General features: G+C 43.5%; 11 protein-coding genes. 1 reads left to right on the plus strand and 10 read right to left on the minus strand.

Translation table 11 applies throughout. The features are described from left to right. Nucleotides 1-161: 161 nt before the first annotated feature. Entirely contained in the window at nt 162-1484 is a 1323-nt protein-coding gene (locus ABUA31_RS04520; RefSeq protein WP_349818825.1) for a sodium-dependent transporter, read from the plus strand. A 128-nt stretch (nt 1485-1612) separates the two neighbouring features. On the opposite strand, the gene ABUA31_RS04525 is transcribed toward ABUA31_RS04520, so the two are convergent. The 10 genes from ABUA31_RS04525 to ABUA31_RS04570 form a co-directional block, all read right to left on the minus strand. Beyond that, on the minus strand, nt 1613-3631 hold the full coding sequence (locus ABUA31_RS04525) for a hybrid sensor histidine kinase/response regulator (RefSeq protein WP_349818826.1): 2019 nt from the start codon (nt 3629-3631) through the stop codon (nt 1613-1615). Between the two features lie 92 nt (nt 3632-3723). Continuing rightward, a complete protein-coding gene (locus tag ABUA31_RS04530; protein ID WP_349818827.1) occupies nt 3724-4020 on the minus strand; it encodes a hypothetical protein in 297 nt (98 codons plus the stop codon). Further along, complete coding sequence (locus ABUA31_RS04535) at nt 4017-5042, minus strand: lysylphosphatidylglycerol synthase transmembrane domain-containing protein (protein WP_055224298.1); 1026 nt, start codon at nt 5040-5042, stop codon at nt 4017-4019. The genes ABUA31_RS04530 and ABUA31_RS04535 overlap by 4 nt, the downstream gene beginning before the upstream one ends. 161 nt (nt 5043-5203) lie before the next feature. Then, on the minus strand, nt 5204-5833 hold the full coding sequence (locus tag ABUA31_RS04540; RefSeq protein WP_349818828.1) for an RNA polymerase sigma factor: 630 nt from the start codon (nt 5831-5833) through the stop codon (nt 5204-5206). Between the two features lie 217 nt (nt 5834-6050). Beyond that, complete coding sequence (locus ABUA31_RS04545; protein WP_055273804.1) at nt 6051-6839, minus strand: TPM domain-containing protein; 789 nt, start codon at nt 6837-6839, stop codon at nt 6051-6053. Then, complete coding sequence (locus tag ABUA31_RS04550; protein ID WP_022216298.1) at nt 6832-8508, minus strand: ygiT-type zinc finger domain protein; 1677 nt, start codon at nt 8506-8508, stop codon at nt 6832-6834. The genes ABUA31_RS04545 and ABUA31_RS04550 overlap by 8 nt, the downstream gene beginning before the upstream one ends. 63 nt (nt 8509-8571) lie before the next feature. Further along, the gene (locus ABUA31_RS04555; RefSeq protein ID WP_055273806.1) at nt 8572-9339 is read right to left on the minus strand and encodes a zinc ribbon domain-containing protein; all 768 of its coding nucleotides are present in this window, start codon (nt 9337-9339) and stop codon (nt 8572-8574) included. A 73-nt stretch (nt 9340-9412) separates the two neighbouring features. Beyond that, nucleotides 9413-12901, minus strand: coding sequence for an AAA domain-containing protein (locus ABUA31_RS04560; protein WP_349818829.1), 3489 nt, complete (start codon nt 12899-12901; stop codon nt 9413-9415). Nucleotides 12902-12988: 87 nt separating this feature from the next. Continuing rightward, complete coding sequence (mutT, locus tag ABUA31_RS04565; RefSeq protein ID WP_349818830.1) at nt 12989-13390, minus strand: 8-oxo-dGTP diphosphatase MutT; 402 nt, start codon at nt 13388-13390, stop codon at nt 12989-12991. A 12-nt stretch (nt 13391-13402) separates the two neighbouring features. Beyond that, complete coding sequence (locus ABUA31_RS04570; protein ID WP_349818831.1) at nt 13403-16381, minus strand: DEAD/DEAH box helicase; 2979 nt, start codon at nt 16379-16381, stop codon at nt 13403-13405. Nucleotides 16382-16544: the final 163 nt, after the last annotated feature.

Consider the following 16544-nt stretch of genomic DNA (forward strand, 5'->3'; position numbering starts at 1 on the left):
TCAATTAAATTCTTGCTTTTGCAGCTATGTTTTAAGTCATGTCCACATTATTTAATTTACTTCCAAATGATATTCATGTATATTAATTAAGTTAACGTAATTTACGGACTATGAGGGAGGTCCGCCAATGCGGTAACGAACACATTTGGGAGGAATTATACATGAAAAAGAGAGAATCTTTTAACAACAAATGGGGCTTCATCCTGGCCTGCATCGGCTCTGCCGTGGGCATGGGCAACATCTGGATGTTCCCTACAAGAGTCTCCATGTACGGAGGCGGATCCTATCTCATACCATATTTTATATTTGTGGTACTCATCGGATTCACCGGAGTTATCGGAGAGATGAGCTTCGGACGAGCTACAAGATCCGGTCCAATCGATGCATTTGGAATCGCCATGGAGAAAAAGGGCAAGCGAAAGCTCGGTGAACTGCTGGGCGGCATACCTGTGCTCGGCGCACTGGCAATGGCCATCGGATACACGGTCGTCATGGGCTGGATACTGAAATACATGATCGGAGCTTTCACCGGAAGCACACTGTCACCGGAGGATATAGACGGCTTTGCTTCAAACTTCGGCGGAATGGCATCTTCATTTGGCAACAATGCATGGCAGATCATTGCACTTGCCATCGGAATCACCATCCTTATGTTCGGCGTGGGCAACGGTATTGAGAAGGCCAACAAGATCCTGATGCCGGCGTTCTTCGTATTGTTCATCATCCTGACCATATATGCGGCATGCCAGCCGGGAGCCATAGAGGGATACAAATACATCTTCCGCATAGAACCAAAGGTACTTGCAGATCCAAAGACATGGATATTTGCGCTGGGACAGGCATTCTTCTCACTCTCAGTTGCGGGAAACGGAACTCTGATATACGGCTCATATCTGCCAGACGATGAGGATATACCGGGGGCTGCCGGACGTGTTGCACTTTTCGATACGATTGCTGCCATGCTTGCCGCACTGGTAATCATACCTGCCATGGCAACTGCCGGAGCACAGCTCAACCAGGGCGGCCCGGGATTGCTGTTCATCTATCTGCCATGCCTGTTCAAGTCCATGCCTGGCGGTTATATTGTTGCCATACTCTTCTTTGTGGCTGTGTTCATGGCGGGACTGTCATCACTAATCAACCTGTACGAAGCACCAATCGCAACGGTGCAGGAGAAGCTTGGAGTTGGCAGAAAACCTGCATGTGCCATCATCGGTGTCATAGCAGTTGTGGTATCCATCTGTATACAGGGTATCGTATCTGACTGGATGGATGTACTGTCCATCTACATCTGCCCACTTGGCGCAGGACTTGCCGGAATCATGTTCTTCTGGGTATGTGGCAAGAAATATGTTGAGACACAGGTCAACACCGGAAGGGAAAAGAAGTTCACAGAGAAGTTCGTGCCTATATGCAAATACATCTACTGTCCTGTATGTCTCCTTGTATTGATACTTGGTATCCTTCTCGGAGGCATCGGCTAGACAGACATTTCAATATAATTAATAAAAAGCAGTCTGACGGATCATCACCATGTATAACACTGGCGATGTCCGCAGACTGCTTTTTACTTACTGTATCATTATCTCTTTAATCGTGTATCTTATTGTGTTTAATGTCTGTATCCCGCAATTATATGTAATGCCTTATCCTCATCAAGTGGCTTTGCTATGTGCTCATTCATGCCCGCCGCCTTGCACTTCTTCACATCCTCTGCGAATACATTTGCAGTCATGGCAATGATCGGAATGGTTCCGGCATCCTCAAGGTCTGAGCTTCTTATCTGCCTGGTGGCCTCAAGGCCATCCATCTCCGGCATCATCACATCCATGAGTATCACATCGAAGCTTCCAGCCGGATGTGATCTGTATATCTCAACAGCCTCACGGCCATTTGCCGCAGTTGTGGCAACAGCACCAGCCGTCTCCACCATAAATGTTGCTATCTCCATGTTGAGCGAATTGTCCTCAACCAGCAGTATCTTCATTCCATCAAGTCTGACTGCCTCGTGATCCTCTGGCTTCTCCGGCTCAACGACATCTGTACAGATCTCAAATGGTATCTTCATGGTAAATGTAGAACCCACACCCGGCTTACTATCAACCTCTATGCTTCCACCCATGAGGTCGAGAAGCTCCTTGGTAATAGCCATGCCAAGACCTGTTCCCTGATACTTTGTTCCCGCATCAGTGTGCTCCCTTGAAAATGGCTCAAACAGGTGGCTGATGAACTCCTGGCTCATTCCAACTCCTGTGTCAGCTATCCTGAACACATAATTGGAATGCCTGCCGTCTACAGGTATCTCGTCCATCCACGCCTCTACCGTTCCGCCCGGCTTGTTGTACTTGATGGCATTTGTCAGTATATTGAGAGAGATCCGCTGAAGATGAAGCGGACTGCCTATAACCATGTTGTGCTTTATATTGAAATGAGCACCCGTAAGCTTCACATCGTTCTCCTGTGCCATGACCAGGATTGGATCATATCCACTTCTCAAAACCTTTATTATGTCAAACGGTTCACTGGTGAGCTCCGTTCTTCCGCTCTCAAGTCTGCTCATATCAAGCACATCGTTGATGAGCAGTTCAAGCTGTTTTCCAGCATCATCTATCTTGGACAGCGCATCCATCACTCTGTCCCTGTCATCTATGCACTGTTCGGCAATTCGTGACATTCCAAGGATTCCGTTGATAGGTGTTCTTATGTCGTGTGACATGCGTGAAAGAAATTCCGTCTTCGCTGTATTTGCACGCTTGGCCTCTTCGTAAGCTTCGGCAAGCAGCTTCTGGGCACGGATCTCCTCCTTCTTCTCCTCGTCGATCTCCTGAACACCTATGAGTATACGGGTGAGTTCACTCTCCTCATCCGTCCTGACTGGAATCGCCGTTATACGGCACCAGCCATATAAAGTGTCCCGGAAATCCTTACTGACGCTCTTCTCCGTCCTGAGTTTCTCCGCCAGCCTGTCCAGATTGTAGAATCTGCGCATCTGCTCACGATCCTCTTCAACCACACAGTCATTTATCACATTTTCTATTGTCTTTCCTGCTTCGTAATCCGCATTCTGTGCCGGCTTTCTGAAGGTATCACCTTCCTTGATAACCCGCACCTTACCGGTCTGAAGATCGAATATCCACACAATAAAATATATGCTGCTAACAGCCTCGATAACCGAATCCTGCTCCCGGAGTTCCTCCTTGTGAGCCTGTTCCGCATTGCGCACAGCGGTTATATCCTGATGGTAGCCTCTGACTTTTATGCCATCGGTAAAACTCCTGTCCCGAACACCGCCACATCTTATGTGCAACAGTCCTCTGGTTGGATGCATCCAGGTATATATAACCTCAGCCTTGCCGTCGCGTCTTATGGTCTCCATGTATTCAGCGGTGGCCTGCTGTGACTCCTCAGTAATGCCTGCTATCCACTTTACATATCTATCTTCAGGCGACAGATCATCAGTCGTTCCAAGAAGAGCGTTCATCTTCTTGTTCGCATACAGCATGGATCTGCCGTCGTTCATGAGCACCATGGTCCACATACCAATACCGGCCCCGGCCAGGGTCTCTTCTATCTCACTCTGTACCTTTTTCTCCTGTTCCTCAGCGCTCTGATTAGCTTCATTTTCCGTCATTATATCAATCCTTTTTCCATATACTTTTCTATAAATATTTGTACCATATAACGACAGATTTTACCAGTTAAGAAACTCAACTATTATAAAGATTATTCATCATCTTCATCCAGTCCGAAGCCTTCCTCCAGAAAACGGTTCCACTCGGCATTGTTGCTCTCAAGCTGCTTCTTCTGCATGATACGGTTCCGGTCTGCGAGAATGGACAACATCTCATCCACAATCTCCTCAAGAGGCAGCTCCTGATAATGCGACAGATAGCCCATCATCCTGTCCGCCGTAAAATCCGTATTCAGATTCTTTGTTATGAGATCACAGAACTCCTCGGGATATCCCCGGTCAAGCATCATCTCATAGAGCTCCATGCTCATCTCTGATCTTGGTTTCATTCAGATCTCCTTCCTATCACAAAGCTTGCCACCACTGTAAATATTGCACTGATTATCAGCTCAGTATAGTATCCCAGCCCTCTGCTGAGTATCATGCCCGGCAGGAGCAATGTGCTGCCAAATATCGGCAAGAACATCTCCATAAAGAGTTTTTCACTGATTCCCATACCACCCGGAAGGGGAAGCATATCCACCGCAACTGCTATGGCTCCCTGCATGAGAATGATAAGCCATGATGATGATCCTGAAAGTCCAAACGCCTTGTACACAAACCATGTAGCTGCAAATAGTGAGAATCTTTGCACAACTGTTATAATGAACACTACCACCAGCATCCCGAAATGTCCTACCATGTAATCCGCAGTCTGGTTGTACTTTTCCATTGATGCCGCGAGCTTTTCCTCACGGGACTTCTTGTGTCTTAAAAACTTCATCCGCTCAAGAAGTCTGCTGCCATTCACCACAAATGCCTTTGCAAGCGACGGGTGAAATGCGAACAGCACCATTCCTGCCACACACACAACGTTCAGCACAAGTCCAAGATAAAATACCCACTGCACATCATCTATATATGTATGTATAAAACTCTGTCCAAATATAGCTATTCCAAGTCCCAGAAGTACCAGCACCAGCTTGTACATGATCGTCACTATGAGCAGTACCTGAGTTGACACCGGAATAGGGATCTTCTTTTTCTTCATATAATATATCTGAGCCGGCTGTCCACCTGATGCAGATGGCGTGATACAGCTGAAAAAGAATCCAACCGACGAGAACAGGAAACAGGTTCCCCTGCCTACATTCACTCCAAGATTTCGCATCATATAATGAATGATAATTGATTCTCCCCATATAAATACCACAACACATACCACTCCCGGTATGAGCCACCAAGGATTCACCGTCTGAAGTATATCAGATATCTGTCCTATATCCTCGCCGTGAAACACTCCGTATATCGTTCCGGCAAATATGAGAACCAGGAACAATACGTTGAACACCATCTTTTTCTTATTTCCCATTTAGCTTACTATCCTTTTCATAACTGGGGCAATACCCCTTTAAATACAGCGTGAACGTCATGCACAATGCTAGTATATCATGGATCATTCAATTAAAAGGCAAAAAAGGTTGGTTTTTACTTTAATTATTTGTAATGTGAGTTTTATGTGGCATACACATTCTATTTTTCACTGTTCAGGATCGGCAGATTCTGGTTCTCCTCCCAGAGAGTCGCAACCTCGGTTCCATCCTTGTGGCAATACACAATCTTATTTATAACTCTTGGCTCCTCATCGCCATAGTATATATCTGAACTGCCTGTATCCTTATGTTCTGTCTGAGGGACAGCCGCGCCCTCTCTATATCCTCCAAAGCTCTGATACGCCTCACTTGACATCCACGACCTTGCATTTCCAAATATATCAAGTGATGTCAGTCCCTGCTCCCCGAGATAAAATTTGAATACACCGCTATCCTCAACCGACTCAGATATGAGATCATACTCCGCATCCCCCATAAGTGCAGCCTGTGACTCTGACCGGTTATTTACCGCGTCAACGTCCACCTGCTCCCGGTTCTGTTTGCCCGCATATGTAAAGTATGTATTCTTGGCTATCTGACAGAGCCAGACCTTTATATCACAGTCTCCTTTGAACCGATCCACAGCTTTTATCGCTTTAACAAATGTCTCCTGTGTTATGTCTTCGGCTATGTGGGGATTCTTAGACAGTGCCAGCACAAAACGATATACGTCTTTGTAGTACTTTTCGTATATTTCTTCTATTCCATTTTTTTCTTTTCCTGACGCCAAGTTTTTTACCTCCCTTCACATATAAGACCAGTATAATTGAAAAACGTTACAAAAGGAGCAGACGCATGTTAGGCGCTTCGCGCGGCGTCTGCGTACTTCACAAGGATTCCTCCCACTTACGTGGGTCCCTCCTTATGAAAATAAAATGCTGTGAATTTCGAAAATTCTTCACAGCATTTTTCATCGTTTATATTTTGTCAGATTTTCTTCTCTTTGACTAGAAGCTGTGGCCACCGCCACCTCCACCGATGCCTCCGCCTCCAAAGCCGCCTCCACCAATTCCGCCATGGCCGCCGGAACCGGATCTTGTACTTCTCGTTTCAGTGAGCATATCATATTTCTGATTCATGTTATATGAAACCTTTGTACCGGTAAGCAGATTTTTTGAACCAATGTCATATACCTTTGACGTCTTCTTCAGCAGAAGATAATTAAGCAATATAGAAAATATTATTGCAAGGAGTATGTTGCTGATATGCTTCATTGGACGGCTTATCTGCTCTCCTACCAGCAGCATATTTATCTGCTTGAATGCCTCATTTGCGCACTCAAAATATTTCTCTTCACTTGCATATTCATAGACATTGTCTGTTATCGTATACGCATTTGTCTTGGTGATGATCTTATACGGTTCGCCATAAGAATAGATGTATATCTGTCTATTATACAAATCAATGAGGAACATAACACCATCCAGGGTGCCCAATTCCCTTTTGTAGGATGACTCAGCATGGTACGCTGAAGAATGGAATGCAAATTCCGATATCTCGCATAATACATTACAATAACGGGCTGTCTCCTGCATAGTCTCCATCAGTTGTTCTTCCTGACTTTTAGTCAACACATTGGCATAATCCTTGATTATCACTTTATAGTGGTAACTGTACGAATCATCCTGATCATTTTCAGATGCGTGGACAGTCACTGCACCGTTGCATCCCACAACCAGAAACAGCAGCATGATCATTACAGTGATCACCACTCTGCCAATTATCGCTCTACGCACGATGATCACCTCCCTTGTACTCAAACTGCGGAAGTGGTCTTGTGGACATCCGGTTGTGGCTGATAACCAGGTCTATAAGCGTCAGAATGGTTGCAGCACCCACCAGGAGCACGCATCCATAATAATACTTATCCATAACCGGTTTTATCAACACAACCACTACAGACAGAATGGTGGCAAAGGCAATAAATAATCCCATGACGCCACTTTTTCTTTTTACTCTTCTCACGTTTGCTATGCCTTTTACTGCTCCGTAAATGGCAACCAGACACGAGATGACCGCCACAACATAACTGGCCTTTCCCATAATATCCCAGTTAAAAAGTAAAGGATTTATTCCAAACTTCAGGCAGAAAAATAATATCATGCATGCTATCAGCTGTATGACTTCAAGAAAACAAGAAAACTTTATAAATGAAGTTATCTTATTTTTTAATTTTCTTTTTGTATTTTTTTGTGGCTTTTTTGTTTGTAGCTTTTTTATTTGTAGTTTTTTCTTCCTGCCTCCACTTTTCTTTACATTGAGTGTATGCCTTGCGAAGAATCCCACATCATTTTCATGTGTCTCTACATCCGCTATCTTCTCCATCTCATCGCAATATATCATGGTCACAAGCGCACCTATCGCAGATACAAATGCGAGCAGAACGCCAGGTCTCACCGTAAGAAATAAGTTCAGCAAAAAGTATAATGGAGCCACTCCTATCAGGCATCCCAGCAGGAACTTGCCGATATCAAGCGGTATATCCGCAGCCACTTTTCCTGTGCTGCCATTTACCGCTGCATATGCAATACGCTTACCGTTCTTGTATGACAAAAGCCACACAGGAAACAACCCGGTCTTTGCTCCAGTGATCTTTATATCCATCGTTTCTGACAATGGCTCCTCCGGTTCACCGATAGCATCGTATGTACATAGATGATGCTTTATCTTACTCATCATCACATCATACGCCATATCACCTGTCACCTGCGCTATCTTATCCCTGTACACACCATAATCCACATCCGGCAGATCCGCGTAGAACCCGCTCAGATATCCCATGGAAAATGGTTTCATATCCGCCGAGTCAAATGGTGCCACCTTACTGCTGAGATCATCCGGAAACAGCGATGATGCATCCATGGTTATATTCTCATAATGATTATCCGCAAAGCATCTTACATTATATGTATGACTGACTGTATCAACCCCTGAGCTATAGCTGTCCGTCGCCCTGACAGCTGTTTTACCTTTCTGGTCAACATCACACAGCCAATACGGCATGTAGATTCCACGGAACTCCTGCACATTTCGTCTGTGTTTCAGCCTGTTCGGAGCGTATATCGCCCTCTTCATGACTGTGGCATATGATGCCTTGCACATGTCCTTCGTCACCGCAAACGGTATCACATAATCCGGTCTTCTCTCGCTTTTCAGCCGGCTGGAAAGCATAGTCGCTGCCCCGCAGTAACTGCAGAATCCCGTCGCTGATTCATCTGTACTGTATATCTCCCCACCACACTGCGGACAAATGAATACAGTAAGTTCCATAAGCTTGCGTTCCTCGCTGTCCTCATCCTTGTCGACACTCTCCGGCTCGTATTCATTTCCACATGCTTTGCAGTACATTTTCTTTCTTGCTATATCATATACCAGATTGCTGCCACATCCGGCACATTGTATCATATGTATTTCCCCCTGTAATATAAATTGTGAAAGATTATTGACGAAATAACCTAACTCATTATACTACCTCTTTTTATAAAGAACCAGCTCCGGATTTGTCCCTTCCGCCTCATATGTCGATATCAATATAAAATCCATATCCGCCAGGACCCCAAAACATCTGTCTCCACCAAACTCACATTCCAGCTGATTTCCCAGATATGTTTTCTCGTCATCAAGGAATTTGACATTCATGCCATTTGGCAAACGATACTCGAGATTCACATATTTGCCAACAAGCGCATTGAGTCTTTCAAGGTGAGGCATCCCCTCTATATGAAGCGCATTGATCTCGTCTATAAGCTGCTCTTTAAATGCCTCAAACTGGCCGCCATCACTTAGCTGCTCATAACGCTTCCAATAATCAAGCTTCGGCAGAATTTCCTTCAAATATGCTCTCGCCTGCTCCTCAGTGAAATTCTCCCCCACCATATTCTTCACACATACATCGATCAGATCATCCATGTTGCTATAGGTATAGGTGCCGTCGGCGTAACACCATTTGCAGTAGTCCTCGTTCAGTGAACCATCGCTGTCCCGCCCCATAATGGCATCGTCCTCAAGCGGCATTCCACAGCACTGACATATCAGTTTCCTCGGTTCACCAAGCAGAGTGTTTATCGATACATCAAACTCTTTTGAAAGCAGTTTCAACGTATCTGTATTCGGCACCGTCTCGCCATTCTCCCAGCGCGATACCGCCTGCCTTGTGACCATGACCTTCTCTGCCAGGTCATCCTGGGATAATCCTCGTTTGGTTCGAAGTTCTAATATAACGTCCTTTGTCTCCATTGTACTCACCTCCGTTATGGATATCATAACAGATTGCGGGGATTGGGGAAAGCAACGGGGTGTTGCTCTGTTCCTATACCGACTGCGTAAACCGGCATTTCGGGAAGCCCGAGCAACCTATGAATTTTCCAAATTTCCCCGATCTTTCAACCAACTTTTTCCCGCATTCTGGGCATATCATAGACATCTTTAAAGATGCAGACTTAGCCTCTTCGGTCTTATCGCCAAGCAGCTCAGCAACCTCTTTATCTGTTAGTATCTCTGCTGTGCATTCTCTCGCAACCCTCACCGGCCTGCAAGTCCATACCGACTTATCGCCTATCATGTAGAATCTGAATTTTGCCCTTGTCGCTGCAACATTTACAATATTATTGTTCACCCAGTTGACTGCTCCCATAGATTTGCTGTCGCATCCGAGCAGGAATATAACCTCATCCGTTCCCTGCCCCTGGAAAGTGTGCACAGTTCCAATGTTATTTGCATTAAGCCATTTTCTGACTCTTGGCTCTTTTCCGTATAACTCCGATTTCTTTATCATCTCCAGCATTCCCTCTTTCACCGATGTAAATGGTGTGATGATAAACAGCCTCGGGATATCGATAGGATCCCGTTCAAATTTTCTCGCCAGAAGTTTCAGCACAAGCTCCCCCTGTGCCTTGACAAAATGATCCTTCTTGCCCGAATTCTCAGCACCGGCTACATCTATCCAACAGCTCTTGTCCAAAATAAATGTCTTTGCCCTATCAGCCTTAGGTGCTGCCGTCTGCTGCTTCATAGTTCCATCATATGAAAGCACATTTGAGATTGTGTACATCGGGTCAATGCAGCGCCTATGGACTACCAACGGGCAGCCTACCCACTCTTTCTCCTCATCTTTTCCAAGATAAGTTCCATACGGATTTATATAGTCAGCAAATGCCTGCACAGAGATTTTCTTATCCTTGTAACCTGCCAATATCTCTGCGGTAAGCAGCTGTTTTATCATGTCAGTCTCTGCGGTAACCACAGGCTCGATCTGCTTTGGATCTCCGACTATGATCGCCTTTCTGCATCTGAACATCGCACCAACTGCCATCTGTGGCTGTGCCTGTCCCGCCTCATCGACGATAAGAGTTCCAAGCACTCCGCTTTTCTTCACATCGCCCAGAAATGTCTGCGCAGAAGCAAATGTCGTGGATATCACAGGGGTGAGCAGGAAAATGCTCTGGAGCATATATGGCATGGCTTCTTCTCTGTCAGCAAGCTTCATCCTCTCACCACAATCATCAAACACATTCCACGCAATCATCAGGTTGATGATATTATGCCGCATGCATTTTGAAGAAATGACAAATTCTTTGTGCAGCTTACATGCATACAGGAATAACTTTTCACGCTCTCTATTGTACTGGGCGGTAAACCATGGATTGGTTATCTGTGCTTTTGTTGACAGCCTGTCGTCCTCGGATACATAACGTTCCATAAATGCAGCGTCCACCGGGGTCATCTTCATCTGCCCATGCGAGTATTTTGAAATACACCGCTGGTATTCCTGAAGATTCTGCAGGCCTGATATCCTATTGTTCAAAGAAGTTATCTCTCCATTAAGTTTTGATATTGTCGCTTTCTTCTCCTGAATGAATATATCTCTTGCGGATGTATCCTTACGCCTTGCGAACAATCCCTTCGGTCTGCTTTCCTCAAGCTCGATCAGCTCTTTTTGTTCAGCAAATAACTGACGCTCAAACATCTGCCGCTTTCTTTCCACATCACTTATTTCACATGACAAATCCTCTGGTGCATTTTCCTGCAACTCCACAGGAACCGAACTTGCCAGAGCACAGATCTGTTCCAACTCATTTCGCAGGCTTTCCACCAGTTTATATTGAGATAAAAACTTTTTTCTTACCTCCAGATATTTTGCCTTATGCTGCTCTCTGACACCATTCGATTTATAGTCCTCCACAAATGGCTTCAGGACCGAATTGCAATACTTACGGATATTTGCCTTTCTGCCAAACGGAGCGGATATAAGGCCCCAGCAGTCGGCTCCGCCTAAAAGTTTATCCGCATAACGCGTAAAATAAATATCCTTCTCTTCATGGCTCTTACCATATCTGGTTATAGTCTCCACATCACCTGACTTGTTGATATCAAACAAATCATGAACCTCATCCAGACCGCAGCGGATCTCCTCTTCATCATCTCTAGACGACTCCAGACTGTCAAGTATATCCCTCGCCTTCGGAAGATCTATCGTGATATTTTCCACCGCCGCATTGTTACATGACGCGACCAGCATACTATAATTGTTGATCTCATCAACATTTATCGAATAATAATGAGGCGCATACTGGTAATAGGCATTCTCATTTGCCTCTAGCGGGCCATGAGAAAATGAATGCATTTCGAATATAGAGTCTGAATCTTCTGCGTTCTCAGCGAGAAGTCTGGCACGCTCAACAATATTGCTTGCCACGATCTCCTTGAGCAATGTAGTCTTTCCCGTTCCGGGAGGTCCATTTACAGAAAAAACAGGAGCATCCCCATCCTGTCTGATCGCTATATTGACCGCAACCTGCTGCATCAACGCCGGCATATATTTGGCCGGCCATTTTCCCCTTGGCGAATTTGTAACGTTAAGAATTCTGTCAAAGAACAACTTCATCTCACTTTTTCCCGCATCCGGCGAGATGATCGTTCTCGGTAAATCGTCTGGGCCTTTCGACTTTTCGTACCCTGCCAGAATGTACTCGATCACTTTCTTCTCATATTCATTCCCATCGCCAAAGCTCCCGTTCTGAACCAGCTCTGACACCTGGATAATGTCATTCAGAAAGAAGCTTTTACCCAGATCCGCATAGTCAAATGCGTCCTCGTCCGCATCTCTGGCCTGTTCGCTCGCATACCTGTTGTATTCGGCAATTCCCATCGATTTCTGCGAATCCTCTGAGAATCTGTGTTTCACATACTCGTTAAAAATCTTTTCATATATGGTTGAAATGAACTCATCAACATTCTGGTTCTGCAGTTCCCCATCGATCTCTCCAACAAGTTCTTTATATTCGTTAGTATCGAGAGCAAAGTCATGACTCTTATGTGCTCTTGACTCATCCCACCTGGCAACTGCCCACAGTATCGATGACAGCTGGAAACTATTCTTAAGATACACGCCTTTCGTATCTGTCTTGAATGAGCACCATGCGATCGCACTCTTTTTCGGATAAGCTATCTCAGGATTATCGGATTTATCCTCTATAAACTTCTCAAGATAATCAACTACTGTATTCCGCTCTACCTTCCCCAGACAAAAATAGATCTCATCACCAACCGAAGGAAACTTCGCATAGTCGTCCCTGTCATTTTCCAGGATCATTTCCAGATCAATATCAGAAGCCGACAAAACTGGCAAATCAAAGAAGACCTCGATCTTCTCTGCCTTAACCTCTTTGCCATTCTTAATATTCTTAATTAGCTTTTTGTTCTCTGTACTTTCCTGTGGAATGTCGATCTGACCTAGAAATTCTGTGATTTTCCAGTAGTTTAGGATTTCCAGGACTGCAGTTTTTCGTTTGTTTTCCATTCGGTGTGCTCCTTGTGGTGTAACCCCTAATCTTCTTTCTTGAAATATCTTCCGATCTTTCTTATAACCTCACTTTTGAATCTGTTTTTACATTTGCTTACCCTTTATCTTATCCACCAGTGTCACATCCGCCGGCAGCCAATCGACCGAATCAAGTTCCTCTATAGTGAGCCACTTCGCATCTTCGTGTTCTTTTAATTCTAAATGATCTGCTGCCAGATCACACAAGAAACAATCCATCGACAACTGAAAAGCTGGATAATCATATTCGATAGTATCAAGCAATTCTCCAACATTTATCCTTGCATCCAGTTCCTCGTTTATCTCCCTGACCAGAGCGTCCTGTGGAGTTTCACCAGCTTCTATTTTTCCTCCAGGGAATTCCCATCCCCCTTTAAGTTCTCCGTATCCTCTCTGGGTTGCAAATATCTGCTTTTGGTTGTTTTTTTCTCTTACAATTACTGCAGCAACTACTCTTATTGTCTTCATAACATCCTCCAATTAAGAATTTACAATGTACTCGTAAATATCTTCACGCACTGGAACATCAAGTATCCATTCAATTTCCACTGCTGTTTTCTCTGTGTTCGCCATTTTGAATTCTTTAGTTTTTCCACTTGCTGTCATATGTCCAAGATAATAAAACTCCTTAGAAATCTTATCATCTTTATTCTTTCTTACAAAAAGCTCTACATGAATCCCTCTTTCCTTTGCTTTAAGGAAATTCTGTACATCCTCTGATTGTAAACTTCTGCCAGACTTCGAAATAGCTATCAATCGATCCCTGAAGCCCGGGACAAAATGATCTTCATATTTCGTGGTGTCACTAATATCCTCTGCCTTATCATAATTGATGAACACAGGAAATGTCTTCGTCTTTCTGTCATATTTATATCCACCAATATTTAACGGAACTTCATTCTGCTCCCAATTGAGAAGACGACATACATCCTCATAAGTGTATTTCTGGTACAAAACAAAATCTGTTTGATCATATGTATTACTATAATCACGCTCGTATCTGCTAATACCAAATTCAACAAGTTCTTGAAGGATATCATAAAATTCGCCATTTGACAGCATTTGTATAAATGACTTTGTTGGGCAATAATCGTTTTCGTTTTTCTCAATAAACACACACTTCGCGTAAGTTTTCTTGCTCGCTCCAGCTGGGAATTCATTAGTCATAACATTTACAATGTTTTCCTTCTGCTCCTGACTGACATCTCTTCCATATTTCTTCATATCCTCTGAAAGGCCGGCAAACAAACCAAATTTAGCTAGGCCCCGGGCATATGTAAGTATTCTTTTCAACATCTGAAGTTCTTGAATTCTTTTTCCATTTGCCAATTTCTTAGAAACAAATTCGATTACTTTTTCTTCATCCTCCGACAAGCGAGTCTTGTATTCTTTCTCATATTTCACTAAAAACTTATAATACGAGCCGAGACTGTTATTATCAAAGATTCGAATAACATCCATCTCACCGTATTCATCAAAATCCCTCAATCTGGGAATACGTCCAAGTTTATTCTTGAGGTTCGTATAATTCTCTTTGATGAGCCTTATATCACTAAAGTTTGCGTTATCAACCGACGCAAAAATTCTCTTTCTGCTAACCTCATCAAAATGAACCGTAGATGCACCAGGAATCATCCGTTCACCTTCCATGACATATCTACGGATATTATCTTTGTTATATGTTCTATCTCCTGATAAGGCAATCGGTATCATGAAATTGTTGTTATAGTTTCCAATAAAATCAAGGATTACAACGTATTCCTTCCCCTCTGCTTTTCGAAGGCCTCTTCCCAATTGCTGTATAAAAACAATTGGAGACTGAGTCGGTCTCAACATGATGACCTGATTTACCTCGACAATATCAACACCTTCATTTAAGACATCCACAGAGAAAATATAATCTATAGGAGTCTTATCTGCCGCTGCGTCTCTCTCATCCATAGCAAGTCTCTCAAACGCATCCTGCCTAACCATCTCTGAGTTCTCACCACTAAGTGCAACTGTCCTATATCCTAATTCGTTGAACTTCTTTGAAAGTTCCTTACACTCCCGGTTACGGCTGCAAAATATCAGGCCCTTTACACGTTCTCCGCTGTAACCATAGTAATTCGACTGCTCTATAACAAGCTTTACACGCTCGTCACATACCAATTTATTAAAATCTTCTTCAGATAGATTCTTTGACTTGGTATCCTGTACAACGGATAAATCAGTAATTCCAAAATAGTGAAATGGACACAGCAAGTCCTCTTCCATTGCCTGCTGCAGACGAATCTCATAGGCTATCTGATGATTAAATATCTCATAAATATTTTCCCCAGAATCATTGTCATTCCTCTTGTCAGGCGTAGCTGTCATACCAAGGAATAGACGTGGAGTAAAGTAATTCATAACCTTCTGATATGTATTTGCCGAGCTATGGTGGGCCTCGTCCAGAATAATACAATCAAACTCGGCTGGATCATACATTTGCAAATGCACATCCCTATTTAACGTCTCCACAGTGGCAAATATATAATCTCTATCGTATTCATGATAGCCAGCACCAACCAACCCTACAGAAATCGTACTGCCGAAAACTCTCTGATACGATTTCTTTGCCTGTACAGCAAGTGACGCTCGATGGACAAGAAATAACACTCTCTTAAATCCAAGTTCACGCATTGCAAATGCCGACGCATAAGTCTTTCCCGTACCAGTGGCACTTATAAGAAGTGCTCTCTTCTCATCATTCTCCAATATAGCTTTAAGGTTAGCAATAAATCTCACCTGCATGCTGTTTGGTTTTAATTTATATCTCTCCAATGAGGTAATATTTCCCTCTGAAGCGATTTTCCTTTGGGCTTTGATTATATCGTATCTCTGCTTATATTCCTCATAAAACACATCATAGTCCAGAGCATATTCTGAGTTCCATAACTCGTCAAATTCTCTTAATATATCCTCTGACATCTCTCCCTGTGCCGTGGAGACAAGCTTCGTATTCCATTCTCTATTGGTCGTGAGTGCAGCACTGGTAATATTCGAGCTGCCAATTATGATCCTGTATATTTCTTCCTCTCTGAATATATATCCCTTTGTATGAAAGCCGTTGTTAGCAGATCTTGTATCATACATTCTAATCTTTATATTCTTCAGAGAATGCAATTTCTCCAAAGCCAAAGGCTCACTAAAATCCAAATAGTTTGAGGTCAATATCTCCCCTGGAACACCTTTTCTCTCAAGCTCTTTCAACGTCTGAAGAAGCGGTGTTACACCGCCCAAAGTAATAAATGCCACACTTATCTGAAACTTATCACATTTTAGAAGTTCACTCTCTATGACTGAAATAACTTTCTTGCCTTCCCTGTGATTATTTGAAACAAAGCCCGGCTTATATGATATCTCAGATGCAATATTACCATCGATATATGCAGTTTCCAATCCGGCACGTACTAACTGCGTTTTATCCTGAATCATAGTTGTCCTCCATTTCAAATAGTATGATTTATTTTATCATAAAAGATGGGGAATGGGGAGATTTGTAAAAATTAAAGCGGGATAGAATCTGGTTTGGTGATTCTATCCCGCCTTTAAGTACAATAAATAATTGATGTCAGGCAGTCTCATTATAAAACCAACT

Origin of the sequence: Coprococcus sp. RTP31081st1_H1_RTP31081_211007 (assembly GCF_040227275.1) — a bacterium.
Lineage (GTDB): Bacteria > Bacillota > Clostridia > Lachnospirales > Lachnospiraceae > Coprococcus > Coprococcus aceti.